The sequence below is a fragment of the Pseudoduganella sp. jia 9 genome, assembly GCF_055502615.1.
In genome coordinates, this window is the sequence record NZ_JBUPWE010000012.1 from 74505 (window position 1) to 88958 (window position 14454).

At 67.1% G+C, this 14454-nt stretch carries 12 protein-coding genes; 7 read left to right on the plus strand and 5 right to left on the minus strand.

Translation table 11 applies throughout. The annotated features are described in order from the left end of the window. Both paoC and ACY34H_RS17095 read left to right on the plus strand, forming a co-directional pair. Window positions 1–2199, plus strand: coding sequence for an aldehyde oxidoreductase molybdenum-binding subunit PaoC (gene paoC / locus ACY34H_RS17090; protein ID WP_464978669.1), 2199 nt, complete (start codon window positions 1–3; stop codon window positions 2197–2199). 18 nt (window positions 2200–2217) lie between these two features. Continuing rightward, window positions 2218–2745: a DUF4019 domain-containing protein gene (locus ACY34H_RS17095; protein WP_464978670.1), complete on the plus strand. Its 528-nt coding sequence runs from the start codon at window positions 2218–2220 to the stop codon at window positions 2743–2745. Between the two features lie 21 nt (window positions 2746–2766). On the opposite strand, the gene ACY34H_RS17100 is transcribed toward ACY34H_RS17095, so the two are convergent. Continuing rightward, window positions 2767–3603, minus strand: coding sequence for a class I SAM-dependent methyltransferase (locus ACY34H_RS17100; RefSeq protein ID WP_464978671.1), 837 nt, complete (start codon window positions 3601–3603; stop codon window positions 2767–2769). 180 nt (window positions 3604–3783) lie between these two features. Here ACY34H_RS17100 and ACY34H_RS17105 point away from each other — a divergent pair, with 180 nt between their 5' ends. From ACY34H_RS17105 to ACY34H_RS17120, 4 genes are all read left to right on the plus strand, one after another. After that, a complete protein-coding gene (locus tag ACY34H_RS17105; RefSeq protein ID WP_464978672.1) occupies window positions 3784–4845 on the plus strand; it encodes a cytochrome c oxidase subunit II in 1062 nt (353 codons plus the stop codon). Beyond that, window positions 4842–6743, plus strand: a complete 1902-nt coding sequence (gene ctaD / locus ACY34H_RS17110; protein WP_464978673.1) for a cytochrome c oxidase subunit I — start codon at window positions 4842–4844, stop codon at window positions 6741–6743. Before ACY34H_RS17105 ends, ctaD begins: the two co-directional genes overlap by 4 nt. Next, window positions 6740–7435, plus strand: a complete 696-nt coding sequence (locus ACY34H_RS17115) for a cytochrome c oxidase subunit 3 (protein WP_464978674.1) — start codon at window positions 6740–6742, stop codon at window positions 7433–7435. Before ctaD ends, ACY34H_RS17115 begins: the two co-directional genes overlap by 4 nt. Before the next feature lie 146 nt (window positions 7436–7581). Beyond that, window positions 7582–8409, plus strand: a complete 828-nt coding sequence (locus tag ACY34H_RS17120; protein WP_464978675.1) for a cytochrome c oxidase assembly protein — start codon at window positions 7582–7584, stop codon at window positions 8407–8409. On the opposite strand, the gene ACY34H_RS17125 is transcribed toward ACY34H_RS17120, so the two are convergent. Next, on the minus strand, window positions 8406–9356 hold the full coding sequence (locus ACY34H_RS17125) for a PLP-dependent cysteine synthase family protein (RefSeq protein WP_464978676.1): 951 nt from the start codon (window positions 9354–9356) through the stop codon (window positions 8406–8408). The two genes, ACY34H_RS17120 and ACY34H_RS17125, sit on opposite strands and share 4 nt — an antisense overlap. A 201-nt stretch (window positions 9357–9557) precedes the next feature. Here ACY34H_RS17125 and lpxO point away from each other — a divergent pair, with 201 nt between their 5' ends. Continuing rightward, complete coding sequence (gene lpxO / locus ACY34H_RS17130) at window positions 9558–10457, plus strand: lipid A hydroxylase LpxO (RefSeq protein WP_464978677.1); 900 nt, start codon at window positions 9558–9560, stop codon at window positions 10455–10457. Window positions 10458–10524: 67 nt separating this feature from the next. On the opposite strand, the gene ACY34H_RS17135 is transcribed toward lpxO, so the two are convergent. From ACY34H_RS17135 to ACY34H_RS17145, 3 genes are read right to left on the minus strand one after another with little or no spacing between them, the layout of a single operon-like run. After that, window positions 10525–12813 (minus strand): xanthine dehydrogenase family protein molybdopterin-binding subunit, encoded by a 2289-nt coding sequence (locus tag ACY34H_RS17135; protein ID WP_464978678.1) that lies wholly within the window; start codon window positions 12811–12813, stop codon window positions 10525–10527. Further along, window positions 12810–13880 carry an FAD binding domain-containing protein gene (locus tag ACY34H_RS17140; RefSeq protein ID WP_464978679.1) on the minus strand — a complete coding sequence of 357 codons (1071 nt, stop codon included), beginning with the start codon at window positions 13878–13880 and terminating at the stop codon, window positions 12810–12812. The genes ACY34H_RS17135 and ACY34H_RS17140 overlap by 4 nt, the downstream gene beginning before the upstream one ends. After that, window positions 13877–14404 (minus strand): (2Fe-2S)-binding protein, encoded by a 528-nt coding sequence (locus tag ACY34H_RS17145; protein WP_464978680.1) that lies wholly within the window; start codon window positions 14402–14404, stop codon window positions 13877–13879. Before ACY34H_RS17145 ends, ACY34H_RS17140 begins: the two co-directional genes overlap by 4 nt. Window positions 14405–14454: the final 50 nt, after the last annotated feature.

Genomic DNA, 14454 nt, shown 5'->3' on the forward strand with positions numbered 1-14454 from the left:
ATGAAATTCACCACTCCCGCCACCACCAACCCGATCGACCAGCTGAAGGTGGTCGGCAAGCCGGCCGACCGTATCGACGGCCCCTATAAAACCACCGGCACGGCGCGCTACGCCTACGAGCGGCACGACGTGGCGCCGAACGCCGCCTATGGCTACGTGGTCGGTGCCACCGTCGCGAAAGGCCACATCACGTCGATCGATGCCGCGGCCGCGCGCCGCGCCCCCGGCGTGATCGCCATCGTCACCCACGAGAATGCCGGCAAGCTGGAAAAGGGCGACTACAACACGGCAAGGCTGCTGGCCGGCCCCCAGGTCGAGCATTACCACCAGGCCGTGGCGCTGGTAGTGGCCGAAACGTTCGAGCAGGCGCGCGCCGCGGCCGCGCTGGTCAAGGTGGAATATTCGGCCATCAAGGGGAAGTACGACCTGGCCAAGGAAAAGGGTTCCGCCAAGGTACCGAAGAAGGAAGAGGATCCGGAAACCAAGACCGGCAATTTCCAGTCGGCGTTCGACAGCGCGCCCGTGAAGCTCGATGCCACCTACACCACGCCCGACCAGACGCACGCGATGATGGAACCGCATGCCTCGGTCGCCGCATGGGAAGGGGACAGGCTCACCGTCTGGACGTCGAACCAGATGATCGACTGGGGCAAGGGCGACATGGCGAAAACGCTCGGCATCCCGAAGGACAGGGTGCGGCTGGTGTCGCCCTATATCGGCGGCGGCTTTGGCGGCAAGCTGTTCCTGCGCGCCGAGGCGCTGCTGGCCGCGCTGGGCGCGAAGCAGGCGGGCCGGCCCGTCAAGGTGGCCCTGCAGCGCGCGCTGATGATCAACAACACCACGCACCGCCCGGCGACGATCCAGCGCATCCGCATCGGCGCCACGCGCGAGGGCCGCATCACGGCCATCGCCCATGAAAGCTGGTCCGGCGACCTGCCGGATGGCAAACCGGAAACGGCGGTCCAGCAGACCCGCCTGCTGTATGCGGGCGCGCACCGGCTGACGCGGCTGAACCTTGCGGTGCTCGATCTGCCGGAAGGCAATGCGATGCGCGCGCCGGGCGAGGCGCCGGGCATGATGGCGCTGGAGATCGCCGTCGACGAACTGGCCGAGAAGCTGAAGATGGACCCGGTCACGCTGCGCATCGTCAACGACACCACGGTCGATCCGGAAAAGCGCACCCGCAAGTTCTCGCAGCGGCGCTTCGTCGAGTGCCTGCGCACCGGCGCGGAAAAATTCGGCTGGAACAAGCGCAACCCGCAGCCGGCCCAGGTGCGCGAAGGGCGCTGGCTGGTCGGCCTGGGCATGGCATCGGCGTTCCGCAACAACCTGGTGCAGAAGTCCGCCGCCCGCGTGCGGCTGGATGGCAAGGGCATCGTCACCGTCGAAACGGACATGACCGACATCGGCACCGGCAGCTACACGATCATCGCCCAGACCGCCGCCGAGATGATGGGCGTGACGCTGGACCAGGTGGTGGTGAAACTGGGCGATTCCGACTATCCGGTATCGGCCGGCTCGGGCGGGCAGTGGGGCGGCAACAGTTCCACCGCCGGCGTGTACGCGGCGTGCGTGAAACTGCGCGCGGCGGTGACGTCGAAGCTGGGCCTGGCGGCGGACGCCGAGTTCGCCGACGGCAGCGTGCGCGCCGGCGGCAAATCCGTGGCGCTGCGCGAGGCCGCGGCCGGCGGCGAACTGGTGGCGGAGGACACGATGGAGTACGGCGACCTGGACAAGAAATACCAGCAATCCACGTTCGGCGCCCATTTCGTCGAAGTGGCGGTCGATGCCTACACGGGCGAGGTGCGCATCCGGCGCATGCTGGCCGTGTGCGCGGCCGGACGCATCCTGAACCCGAAATCGGCGCGCAGCCAGGTGATCGGCGCGATGACGATGGGCGCCGGCGCGGCATTGATGGAAGAGCTGGCCGTCGACAAGCGCATCGGCTTCTTCGTCAACCACGACCTGGCCACGTACGAGGTGCCGGTGCATGCCGACATCCCGCACCAGGAGGTGATCTTCCTCGACGAGACGGACCCGATGTCGTCGCCGATGAAGGCCAAGGGCGTGGGCGAACTGGGCATCTGCGGCGTGGCGGCGGCGATCGCGAATGCGATCTACAACGCCACCGGCGTGCGGGTGCGCGAGTATCCGGTCACGCTGGACAAGCTGATCGACAAGCTGCCGCAGGTGGCGTAGCGGCGCGATCGCATCTTCATGCAGCGCCTGCCGTTCGATGGCAAGATCGTGGACGGTGCGGGCATCTGCCCGCGCCTTTCAATCCGCCATGAAAGGATCGCCATGAAGCCGTTTGCCGTTCCGCTGCCCTCGCTGTTCCCCTCGTTATTTGTCTCGTTACTGTTCACCGCTGCCGCCTGCGCCCACGCGCAGGACCAGCAGGCCATCGATGAAGCAGGGCGCGCAGCCGACGAGTGGCTGGCGCTGGTGGACGCGGGCCAGTACAAAGTGTCGTGGGAGCAGGCCGCCGAGCCGCTGCGCAAGGCGGTCAGCGTCACCCAGTGGGAGCAGGGCGCCCGCGCGGTACGCATGCCGGTCGGTGCCTTCCAGGAGCGTACGCTGGCCTCGTCCACCTACACGACCACGCTGCCGGGCGCACCGCAGGGGCAGTACGTGGTGCTGCAATACACGACGCGCTTTGCCGACCGCGCCAACGCCGTGGAAACCGTGACGCCGATGCGGGAAGCCGACGGCAAGTGGCGCGTGTCGGGTTACTTCCTCAGGTAGGGCGGCGCCACTCCGCAGCGTTCAGCCGCGGCGATAGATCCCCACGATGATATCGCTGGGGAACAGGCGCAGCAGGGGAATCAGGGCGCGGATCGCGATGTACTGCGCGTTCAGCACGAGCGGATTGGGCTTGCCCACGTAGCCCAGCCGCTCCTTCAGGCCGTCGGCCCGCAGCGCCGCCAGCTCGGTGCTTTGCACATGCGCGAAGCCGGCGCGCTGCAGCAGTGCGGTCAGGTTGGCCGGATCGAAATAATGCAGGTGCGGCGACGGCAGGCTCTTCTGCCACATGCGTTCGAACGGTCCCGGCAGGCCGGCGCGCGTCAGCCACTTCGACAGGCGGTAGAAGAAGCCGCGGCTGTTGGGCAGGTTCAGGATCAGGATGCCGCCGGGATTCAGGCGCGTGTGGCAGGCGGCGATGGCGCTGCGGATATCCGGGATATGCTCGATCACGTCGTTGAATACGATCGCGTCGAATGTTTCTTCCGGCGCCAGCGCATCGGGGAAATAGCCGGCCCGCACCGGCAGGCCGCGTGCCGCCGCCTTGCTGCCCACTGCCGCATCGGGTTCGATGCCCAGCACGTCGAAGTGAGGCGCCGCCGCCTCGAGGAACCAGCCATGCGCGCTGCCCACGTCCAGCAGGCGGCGCGCGCCGGGGGCATGCGTACGGGCCAGTTCGACGATCTCCCTGAAATTTTCCATCCGCAGCATCTTCAGCGATGCTTCGCGCGCCGCCTCGTCGATCGCCGCATGCGCCTGTGCCTCGTTGATCGACACCGCCAGCGCCGCGGATTCATACCGGCAGCTGCCGCACTGGACATGCCAGGATTTCAGGCCCGGCCGTACAGGGCTGTCACACACGACGCATTTCATGGTGCTCCGATCGATCGTTATCTAAAAGATAAACTTCCATAGTGCCAGAAATTCCCGTGCAAAAGTTCACTGAATGTCACACCAGGCTGTGGCGGAGCAACCACAGGCGTGCGTCGCTCTGCCGGGAAATTTGGCAAAGTCGAGGCACTTGGTTATAAAAATGAAAACATGTGGCGCCCCCTCCCTCTGATGTGCCTGTTGCCGTGCTACGCCGCCGCCCAGCCGGTGCAGCAGAGCGCATTGCAGCCGGCCGGCGTGCAGGCGGAAACGATCTTCAGCCTGTGGAATTTCACGCTGGCGCTGTGCACGGCGGTGTTCGCGGCGATCGTGCTGGCGTTGCTGGTGGCGTTGCTGCGCGCCCGCAAGGCACGGCTGGCGGCAACTGCCGGCTCGTCCAGCCCGGCAGCCGAACTGGCACCCGGCATGGCACCCGACATGGCACCCGACATGGCGCCCCTGCACCGGCCCGAGCGCCGCGTGCACCATGCGGTGCTGTGGGCCACGGCGATCGCCACCGTGGGCCTGGTCATGCTCTTCGTGGCGGACGTGTGGACCGGCCGCATGCTTGCGCGGCTGCCGCTGAACGAGGCCGTGAAGATCGAACTGACCGGCCATCAGTTCTGGTGGGAAGTGCGCTACCCGGACGAAGGCGTCACCACCGCCAACGAGTTGCTCCTGCCGGTCGGCCGGCCGGCCATCGTCACGCTGAAGAGCCGCGACGTGATCCACACGCTGTGGGTGCCGAATCTCGCAGGCAAGCGCGACATGATCCCCGGCCGTACCGCGACGATCTCGCTGCGCGCCGACAAGCCCGGCGTCTACCGTGCCCAATGCGCCGAATTCTGCGGCCTGCAGCACGCGCTGATGGCGTTGCCGGTCACGGCCGTGGCGCCCGCGCAGTACCAGCGCTGGGCGCAGGCGCGCAGCAGGGCGGCGCCGGAACCGGCCACCGACAGCCGGCGCCTCGGGCGCGAGGTGTTCGTGCGCGCAGCCTGCGCGGCCTGCCACACCATCGCCGGCACCATGGCCAACGGCACGCTGGGGCCGGACCTGACGCACCTGGCCAGCCGGCCCACGCTGGCCGCCGGGATGCTGCCCAACGACCGCGCCAACCTGCAGGCGTGGATCGTCGACCCGCACCGCTTCAAGCTGGGCGCGAACATGCCGCCGAGCCCCCTGCCGGCGCGCGACATGCACGCGCTGCTCGATTACCTGGAGAGCCTGGAATGAACGACGCCGCGCCTGCCGCACCTGCCGAGGTGCTGGAACAGACCTGGCGCGATCCGCCCGGGCTGTGGGGCCGGCTGAGCGCCGTCAACCACAAGACGATCGCCGCGCGCTTCATCTACGCCTCCTTTGGCTTCTTTGTCCTCGGCGGCATCCTGGCCCTGCTGATGCGCCTGCAGCTGGCGCGGCCGGACAGCCGGCTGATCGGGCCGGACCTGTACAACCAGCTGTTCACGATGCACGGCACCACGATGATGTTCCTGTTCGCCGTGCCGGTCATGCAGGCCATCGGCATCTGGCTGCTGCCGCTGATGCTGGGCACGCGCACCATCGCCTTCCCGCGCATGAATGCGTTCGCGTTCTGGATCTTCCTGTTCGGCGGCATCATGCTGTACGTGGCCTTCCTGCTGGGCATGGGGCCCGATGCCGGCTGGTTCGCCTACGTGCCGCTGGCGAATGCCGACTACTCGCCCGGCAAGCGCATCGACTTCCTCGCGCAGATGATCACGTTTACCGAGACCGCGGCGCTGATGGAAGCCATCGTCATCATCGTCACGATCTTCAAGATGCGCGCGCCGGGCATGACGCTGGACCGCATGCCGCTGTTCGCCTGGGCCATGCTGGTCACCTCGTTCATCGTGCTGTTCGCGATGCCGGCCGTGATGCTGGCCAGTACCGCGCTGATCACCGACCGGCTGGTCGACACGCACTTCTACGACCCGGAACTGGGCGGCGACGCGCTGCTGTGGCAGCACCTGTTCTGGTTCTTCGGCCACCCCGAGGTGTACCTGATCTTCATTCCGCCGCTGGGCGTGATCTCGGCCATCGTCGCCACGTTTTCGCGGAGGCCAATGGTGGGCTACCGGGCCATGGTGCTGTCGCTGATCGCCACCGGCTTCCTGTCGTTCGGCCTGTGGGTGCACCACATGTTCGCCACCAACCTGCCGGAACTGGGCAAGACATTCTTCACGGCTGCCAGCCTGATGATCGCGATCCCCACGGCGGTGCAGATCTTCTGCTGGCTGGCCACGCTGTGGACCGGACGCCTGGACCTGCGTACGCCGCTGCTGTTCGTGCTGGCGTTCTTCGTCATCCTGCTGGCGGGCGGCCTGACGGGGCTGATGCTGGCATCGGTATCGCTCGATACGCAGCTGCACGACACGTATTTCGTCGTCGCCCACCTGCATTACGTGCTGCTGGGCGGCGCCGTGTTCCCGCTGTTCGGTGCGTTTTATTACTGGTATCCGAAGTTCACCGGGCGGATGATGAGCGAAAAGCTCGGCAAGTGGCAGTTCTGGCTGTTCTTCACGGGCTTCAACGTCACGTTCTTCCCGATGCACGTGCTGGGCCTGGAAGGCATGCCGCGCCGCGTATACACGTACCCGGACGGCATGGGCTGGAACGCGATCAACCTGGCCGCCACAGCCGGCGCGTTCATGATCGCCGCCAGCGTGCTGCTGTTCATCGTCAACGCGTGGCGCAGCCGGCGCCGCGGCGCGCCGGCCGGCGCCGATCCATGGGGCGCCGGCACGCTGGAGTGGCGTGCCGCATCGCCGCCGCCGGCCGCCAACTTCGAGATACTGCCGGTGGTGCATGGCCGCTATCCGCTGTGGCAGCCGGCCGCGCTGCCGGACCGGGTGGCGGGCATCGATCCGGCACTGCGCGAAGTGCTGCTGACGAGCGTGACGGCGGCCGAGCCGGATCACCGGATGCTGATGCCGTCGCCTTCTCCCTGGCCATTCGTCACGGCGCTGGCCACCACCGTGCTGTTCGTCGGCTCGATCTTCACGCCCTGGGCCGTGGTGTGGGCCATACTGCCGGTGGCGATCACCGCCACGTTCTGGTTCTGGCCGAAACGGAGCGAAAGCGAGACGCGGCACCGGCGCGAGGTGCGGCCATGACGGACGAAGCGTGCGGCAACGACGACGCACCCGGCAAGGACGGCGCATCGGGCAAGGGTGGCGCACCCGGCAAGGGTGGCGCATCGGGCAAGGACGATGCCCGGGCGCTGCAGGTCGGCCACCTGCCCACGTTCGCGTTCGGCCACCGCAGCCCGATGTGGTGGGGCACGCTGGGGCTGGTGGCGATCGAATCGACCGTCTTCGCGCTGGTCATCGTCGCCTACTTCTACCTGCGCGGCCTGGCCGACGCATGGCCGCTGTCGGGCAGCCCGCCGCCAGAGCTGCTGTGGGGCACGCTCAACACCGCCGTGCTGTTGCTCAGCATGATCCCGAACGAGATGGCCCGGCGCGCCGCGGAACGGCTGGACCTGCGGGGCGTGCGCATCGGCCTGCTCTGGTGCATGGCATTCTCGATCGCCTTCCTGGCCGTGCGCACGCTGGAATTCACCGCCCTCAACTGCGAATGGGACGACGACGCCTACGGTTCCGTCGTCTGGATGATGATGGGCCTGCACACGCTGCACCTGCTCACGGACATGTGGGACTCGGGCGTGCTGACAGTGCTGATGCACACCGGTCCGCTGGACGGCAAGCGCTTCGTCGACGTCAGCGAAAACGCCGGCTACTGGTACTTCGTGGTGGGCAGCTGGCTGCCGATCTACGCCACCGTCTACTTCGGCGCCAGAATCTGATGCCCCACATCAAAACCGGAAAAACTGGGGACGGACCCCTGTTTACAGGCAACTTCGTGAAACGCCGCGGATATTTCCTTAAAACAGGGGTACGTCCCCAGTTTGTGCTTTCGGCAATGATTACGGGCACGGCGTCGGCACACGTTGTGTCCGGCACTGAGGCGCCGCTGCTGGCTTGGGGCGCCGATTGGTGGGTGCTGGCCTGCCTGGCGCTGTCGCTGCTGCTGTATGCGGCCGGCGTGCTGCGCCTGTGGCCGCGGCTGGGGCAGGGCAGGCGGGCGGTGCTGGCAAGGGCGGCGTATTTTGCCGCCGGCTGGCTGGCCATGGCGGCGGCGCTGGCGTCGCCGCTCGATCCGGCTGGCGGCATGCTGTTCGCGGCGCACATGGTGCAGCACGAATTGCTGATGATCGTGGCGGCGCCGCTGCTGGTGCTGGGCCGGCCGTTCGGACCCTGGCTGTGGGCGCTGCCGGCGCCGTGGCGCCGCGCCATCGGTAGCGGCGTGCATTGGCGGCCCTGGGCGGCCGCATGGCAGTTCATCACCCGGCCACTGGCCGCCTGGCTGATCCACTTCGCCGCGCTGTGGGTATGGCATGCGCCGCCGCTGTTCCAGCTGGCACTTGCCGACGACACCGTGCATGCCTGGCAGCACGCCAGCTTCCTGTTCCCGGCGCTGCTGTTCTGGTGGGCGGTGCTGGGCGCGCGCGGCCCGGCGCCCGGCCCGGCCATGCTGTACCTGTTTACGACGATGATGCACACGGGCGCGCTCGGCGCGCTGTTCGCGCTGTCGGGCACCGTGTGGTACCCGGCCTATGGCGACGCGCCGCTGGCGTTCGGCCTGATGCCGCTGGAAGACCAGCAGCTGGGTGGCCTGATCATGTGGATCCCGGGCGGGCTGGCCTACGTGGTCGCCGGGCTCGCGCTGTGCCTGCGCTGGATATCGCCCAGGAAAAATGACGCCGCGAAAGCGGCTTAGAAATACTTGGACAGGTAGTTCGCGCCCGAGTCCGGAAACACCGTGACCACCCGGCCGGACAGCGTCGGCAACAGGCGCGCGATGCCGGCCGCCACGCAGCCGGAGGAGCCGCCAACCAGGATGCCTTCCTCGCGCGCGAGGCGATGGCAGTAGTCGATGGCCATGTCGTCCGGCACCTGGATCACGTCGTCCACCACGGCCGGGTCGAAGGTGGCGCATGGCTTGCGCTTGCCCACGCCTTCGATGACGGTGCCGAACTGGCCGGGTTCGCCGCCGCCGTCGCCGTCGGCCGCGGCGCCCGCCACCGCCGCCCGGTACGCCGAGTGCAGCGGTTCGACGCCGATCACGACGATGCGCGGGTCGTGCTCCTTCAGGAAGCGGCCGATGCCGGAAATGGTGCCGCCCGAGCCGATGCCGCACACGAAGCAGTCGATGCGTCCATCGAGCTGGGACCACAGCTCGGGCGCCGTATCGGCGTAGTGGGCTTGCCGGTTCAGCGCCGAGCGGTACTGGTCGAGGTGGAAGGCGCCATGCTCGGCGGCGATGTGTTCGGCCATGCTGTAGTAGCTGCGTTCGTGGGCCTCGGCCACGTCCGACGCGCACAGGTGCACGTCGGCACCGTAGGCTGCGATGCGGCGGATCTTTTCCCTGCTGGTGCGGTCCGGCACGGTCACGTCGCAGCGCAGTCCGCGCACCGCGGCCGCCATCGCCAGCGCCGCACCGGTATTGCCGGACGAGCTTTCCACCACGCGTTCCACGCCGTCCGGCAGGTGACGCAGCATGTACCGCACCATCCGGTCCTTGATGCTGCCGCCGGGATTCATGAATTCGAGCTTGGCCACCACGTCGTGGCCGCGGAACAGGCGCTGCAGGCGTACCACCGGCGTATTGCCGATGGCATCCAGCACGGAATCGTGAAGCTGCGACGTGCGCTCGGAACCTGTCATATGGCACTCAGCAATATTTTCCTACGGGAAATAGTAACATCGATGCCCGCGGCACAGCGCGCGCTTGACCACTTCCACACGAACGTTTGCCAAAAAGGCATGCATTCGGCATGGCCCCCGGCCGCGGCGGGCCCGGCCGCGAACCCGGCCTGGCAAGCTGCGTTAAAATGGCCGGTTTCGGCAATACTCGAGGTAAGCGCAATGAAATGGGCCCTGGTCGGTTTTTATATCCTGTCCGTGCTGCACATCCACTTCCGCGGCAAGGTGCGGCTGCCGATCGGCCGCCAGCTGTTCGACCACTCGTCGTTCATGGCACCGATCAACATCTTCATGCATTTCTTCTCGCGCGTGCCATCCACGCCCTACCTGCCGGTGGCGGATTTCAAGGAGCTCGCGCCGCTGCAGGAAAACTGGCAGGTGATCCGTGAAGAAGCGGAAAACCTGATCCGGCTGCAAAAGATCAAGGCCTCGGAAAAGAACGACGATGCCGGCTTCAACTCCTTCTTCAAGGCGGGCTGGAAGCGCTTTTACCTGAAGTGGTACAACGCCAGCCACCCGTCCGCGGCCGAACTGTGCCCGAAGACGCATGCACTGCTGCAGGGCATTCCCTCGGTGAAGGCGGCCATGTTCGCGGAACTGCCGCCCGGCGGCAAGCTGAATCCGCACCGCGACCCGTTCGCCGGCTCGCTGCGCTACCACCTGGGCCTGGCCACGCCGAACGACGACCGCTGCTTCATCGACGTCGACGGCGAGCGCCACAGCTGGCGCGACGGCCAGGGCGTGATGTTCGACGAAACCTACATCCACTGGGCCATCAACGGCAGCGAGAGCGACCGCATCATCCTGTTCTGCGACGTGGAGCGCCCGATGCGTTTCCGCTGGGCGCAAGCCGTCAACCGCTTCCTGGGCCGCACGATGATGACGGCCGCTGCCTCGCCGAACGAAACCGGCGACCAGGTGGGCATGGTGTCGAAGCTTTTCCGCGTGTCGCACTACGCCGGCATCTACCGCCGCCGCTACAAGGCGTGGAACAAGACGGCATACAAGCTCACCAAGGTGGCCCTGATCATCGGCCTGGGCGCGCTGATCTACTACATCTAAAAAATAGGGACGGACCCTGTTTTTAAGGAAATTTCCTCAAAAACAGGGTCCGTCCCTGATTTTTTCTTTACGGTCCCCCGCCCAGTATCTTGTCCGGCGTCATCGGCGTGCTGCGCAGCCGCTTGCCGGTGGCGTGCCAGATGGCGTTGCTGACCGCGGCGGCCACGCCGACCAGGCCGATTTCCCCCACGCCCTTGGCACCCAGCCGGCTGACGATCCGGTCGTCTTCCTCGACGAAGATCACGTCCATCGCATGGATGTCGGCATTCACCGGCACGTGGTATTCGGCATAGTTGTGGTTCATGAAGCGGCCCAGCCGGTGGTCGGCATACGATTCCTCGTGCAGCGCCTGGCTGATGCCCCACACGATGCCGCCGGTGATCTGGCTGGTCGCCGTCTTCGTGTTCATGATGCGGCCGGCGGCAATCGCGCTGGTGACGCGCGTCACGCGCACCGTGCCGGTCTGCTCGTCGACGCGCACCTCCACGAAAACGGCCGAGTGCACCAGCCGGCGGAACTTGCGCTGCTTGAGCATATTGGGCAGCATCAGGTATTTCTCTTCCAGCTTGACCACGCCGCTGTCGTTCAGGATCGCCGTCAACGGCAGCGCCGTCTCGTGCCGGTGCTTCAGGCGCAGCGTGCCGCCGGCGAATTCCACGTCCTTCAGTTTCGCATCGGCGAACGGCGACCCGCGCAGCTTCTGCGCATGCCTGAAGAGGGTCTTCTGCAGCTTTTCGCAGACACCGGCGACGGCCGAGCCCACCGTGGTCACGTGCGAGGAGCCGCCCTCGATCGGCGCCACCGGCAGCGTCGAGTCGCCCAGCTGGAACGTCACGTCTTCCAGCGGCAGGCCCATGGCCTCGGCGGCGATCATCGCCATCACCGTGTAGGTGCCGGTACCGATGTCGGTGGCGGCGCTCGATACCACCAGCTTGCCGTCCGCATGCAGTACCGCGCTGGCGCGGGCGAACATCTGCATCGCATCCCAGACGCCGGTGGCCATGCCCCAGCCGATCAGTTCCGTACCCTCGCGCCGCGACCGCGGCTCCAGCGGCCGCTGATCCCAGCCGAACTGCTTCGCGCCCAGCTCATAGCAGGCGCGCAGTTCCTTGCTGGAGTAGGGCTTGTCCTCGATCGGCACGCGCTCGGCGTAATTCTTCAGGCGCAGCGCCAGCGGGTCCATCTTCAGTGCGTACGCCAGTTCGTCCATCGCCACTTCGAGCGCATGCACGCCGTGCGCGGCGCCGGGGGCGCGCATGTCGATCGGCGTGTACTGGTCGAGTTTCACCAGCTTGTAGTCGAGCTTGATGTTGTCGCAGGCGTACAGCAGGCCCGACCAGTTGACGACCACTTCGACGTAATCCTCGATCGGCGAGGTTTCCGCGATCGCCTGGTGCCAGATGGCGCGCAGCGTGCCATCGCGCTCGGCGGCCAGCTTGACCCGCTGCACGGTTTCAGGCCGGTGGCCGAAGGTGAACATCTGCTGGCGTGTCAAGACCACGCGCACCGAGCGCTTCAGGTGCAGCGCCGCCATCACGGCCAGCGTGAGCTGATACTGCGGCCGCAGGCCGGAACCGAACGCCCCGCCGACAAAGGTATTGCGCACGGTGACCTTGTTCTTCGACAGGCCGAACACGTGCGACACGTACCAGCGGCTGTTCTGCGAGCTCTGCGTCTTGTCGTAAATGGTAAGGTGGCCGTCGTCGCCGCGGATCACCGTGGAGGCGAACAGCTCCATCGGGTTGTGGTGTTCCACGCCGCTGTAGAACTCCGCGTCGATCTTCACGGGGGCGGCATCGAAGGCCGCATCGGTATCGCCTTTCTCGTCCGGCGGCGGCTCGTAGCCGGCCTTCAGCGGCTTCGGCTTGTAGGCGCGGTCCAGGTTGGCCGAGAGCTTGGTGTCGTGCGGTTCCGGGGCGATGTCGAACGTCACCAGCGAGGCGGCATAGCGCGCCGCCTCGAATGTTTCCGCCACCACCAGCGCCAGCGGCTGGCCGCTGTACATCACGTGCGCGTCGTAGAGCGGGCGGAACGGCGAACCGGCCGGTGCCGTCATGTCCTTGTAGGCGATATCGAACGAGCGGATCTTCGGGCGGTTAAGGTGCGTCAGCACCTCCACCACGCCGTCGACCGCCAGCGCGGCGCGCGTGTCGATCGACAGGATCGTGCCCTTCGCGGCCGGCGAGCTGACGACCACGCCGTAGGCCAGGTCGGGCGCCGGATGCTCGGCCGCGTATTTCGCCTGGCCCGTCACCTTGGCGCGGCCATCCACCCGCGATACCGGCGTGCCGGTGCGCACCGGGCCGGTGCCGCGGTCCGCCGTCGGCGCCTGCAGTGCTTCGATCAGATCCGTCATTGGTGTTCTCCCGCATCGATATCCTGGTTTGTCACCGTTCCCTGGCTGGCCACGTGCAGCGCACGCACGATGGCGTTGCGGGCCAGTGGAATCTTGAAGTCGTTGGCGCCGCGGCCCACCGCGCCGTGCAGCAGCGCATCGGCCACGCGGCCGAAGGCTTCGTCGCCCGGCAGCGCGCCTTCCAGCAGCTGCTCGGCTTCCGGCAGGCGCCATGGCTTGTGGGCCACGCCGCCCAGCGCGATGCGCGCGCCGGCGATCCTGCCGTCTTCGCCGATATCCAGCGCCGCCGCCACCGACACCAGCGCGAACGCATACGACAGGCGCTCGCGCAGTTTCAGGTAGGCGGAATGCGCGACGAACCTCGATGCATCTGGCAGCGCGATGCCGGTGATCAGTTCATCGGGCGCCAGCGTGGTGTCGATGTCGGGCCGGTCGCCGGGCAGGCGGTGGAATTCGGCGAACGGGATCTCGCGCTTGCCACGCACCGACTGTACCTGCACCACCGCTTCCAGCGCGGCCAGCGCCACGCACATGTCGGAAGGGTGGGTGGCGATGCATTGTTCACTGGCGCCCAGGATGGCGTGCTGGCGCGTGATGCCGCCATTGGCGGAACAGCCGCTGCCGGGCGTGCGCTTGTTGCAGGGCGTGGCCACGTCGTAGAAATACCAGCAGCGGGTGCGCTGCAGCAGGTTGCCGCCATTGCTGGCCATATTGCGCAATTGCGGCGAGGCGCCGGCCAGGATCGCGGCCGACAGCAGCGGATAGCGCGCTTCCACCAGCGGGTGGTAGGCGGTATCGGCGTTGCGGGCGAGGGCGCCCAGCAGCAGGCCGCCGTCCGGGGTTTCCTCGATGGCATCCAGCGGCAGGCGATTGATGTCGACCAGGTGCGGCGCGATCATCACGCCTTCCTTCATCAGGTCGAGCAGGTTGGTGCCGCCGGCCACGAAGCGGCTCATTGCTCCCGCTTCGTGCTGGTTGGCGACAGTATCAGCGGCATTCGCGTTGGCGGCAATGCCCTGCAATGCGGCCTCCACGGTGGCCGGGCGGTCGTAGGCGAACGGGTTCATGCCGGCACCGTTCCGGTAATGACGGGGCCTTCGGCATTGTCGCCGTCCTCCGGCACCCCGGCCGCCTGGGACACGGCGCGCAGGATCTGCGGGTAGGCGCCGCAGCGGCAGATGTTCCCGCTCATCAGTTCGCGCACCTGGGCCGGGCTGGTGGCGCGGCCCTCGTGGATCATGCCGACCGCCGAACAGATCTGCCCGGGGGTACAGTAACCGCACTGGAAGGCATCGTGCTCGATGAACGCCTGCTGCACCGGATGCAGTGCCTCGCCTTGCGCCAGGCCCTCGATCGTGGTGACTTCGCGGCCGTCGTTCATCACGGCCAGCGTCAGGCAGGAGTTGATGCGGCGGCCGTCGACGAGCACCGTGCAGGCGCCGCACTGGCCATGGTCGCAGCCCTTTTTCGTCCCGGTCAAGCCCATCCGCTCGCGCAGCAGGTCGAGCAGCGTGACCCAGGTTTCGATGTCCATTGTGTGCAGTTGCCCGTTGACGGTGATCGTCAGCGGGCAGCGCGGCGAAGCTTCCATGGCGTGGCCCTTTCAGTCGATTCATGAAAGGCATCACGGTAACGCGCACG

Coding starts and splice junctions, on each gene's coding strand:
- lpxO (WP_464978677.1), top strand. CDS start 9,558: ATGAAATGGGCCCTGGTCGGTTTTTATATCCTGTCCGTGCTGCACATC.
- ACY34H_RS17135 (WP_464978678.1), bottom strand. CDS start 12,813: ATGACGGATCTGATCGAAGCACTGCAGGCGCCGACGGCGGACCGCGGC.
- ACY34H_RS17095 (WP_464978670.1), top strand. CDS start 2,218: ATGCAGCGCCTGCCGTTCGATGGCAAGATCGTGGACGGTGCGGGCATC.
- ACY34H_RS17145 (WP_464978680.1), bottom strand. CDS start 14,404: ATGGAAGCTTCGCCGCGCTGCCCGCTGACGATCACCGTCAACGGGCAA.
- ACY34H_RS17125 (WP_464978676.1), bottom strand. CDS start 9,356: ATGACAGGTTCCGAGCGCACGTCGCAGCTTCACGATTCCGTGCTGGAT.
- ACY34H_RS17140 (WP_464978679.1), bottom strand. CDS start 13,880: ATGAACCCGTTCGCCTACGACCGCCCGGCCACCGTGGAGGCCGCATTG.
- ctaD (WP_464978673.1), top strand. CDS start 4,842: ATGAACGACGCCGCGCCTGCCGCACCTGCCGAGGTGCTGGAACAGACC.
- ACY34H_RS17115 (WP_464978674.1), top strand. CDS start 6,740: ATGACGGACGAAGCGTGCGGCAACGACGACGCACCCGGCAAGGACGGC.
- ACY34H_RS17105 (WP_464978672.1), top strand. CDS start 3,784: ATGTGGCGCCCCCTCCCTCTGATGTGCCTGTTGCCGTGCTACGCCGCC.
- paoC (WP_464978669.1), top strand. CDS start 1: ATGAAATTCACCACTCCCGCCACCACCAACCCGATCGACCAGCTGAAG.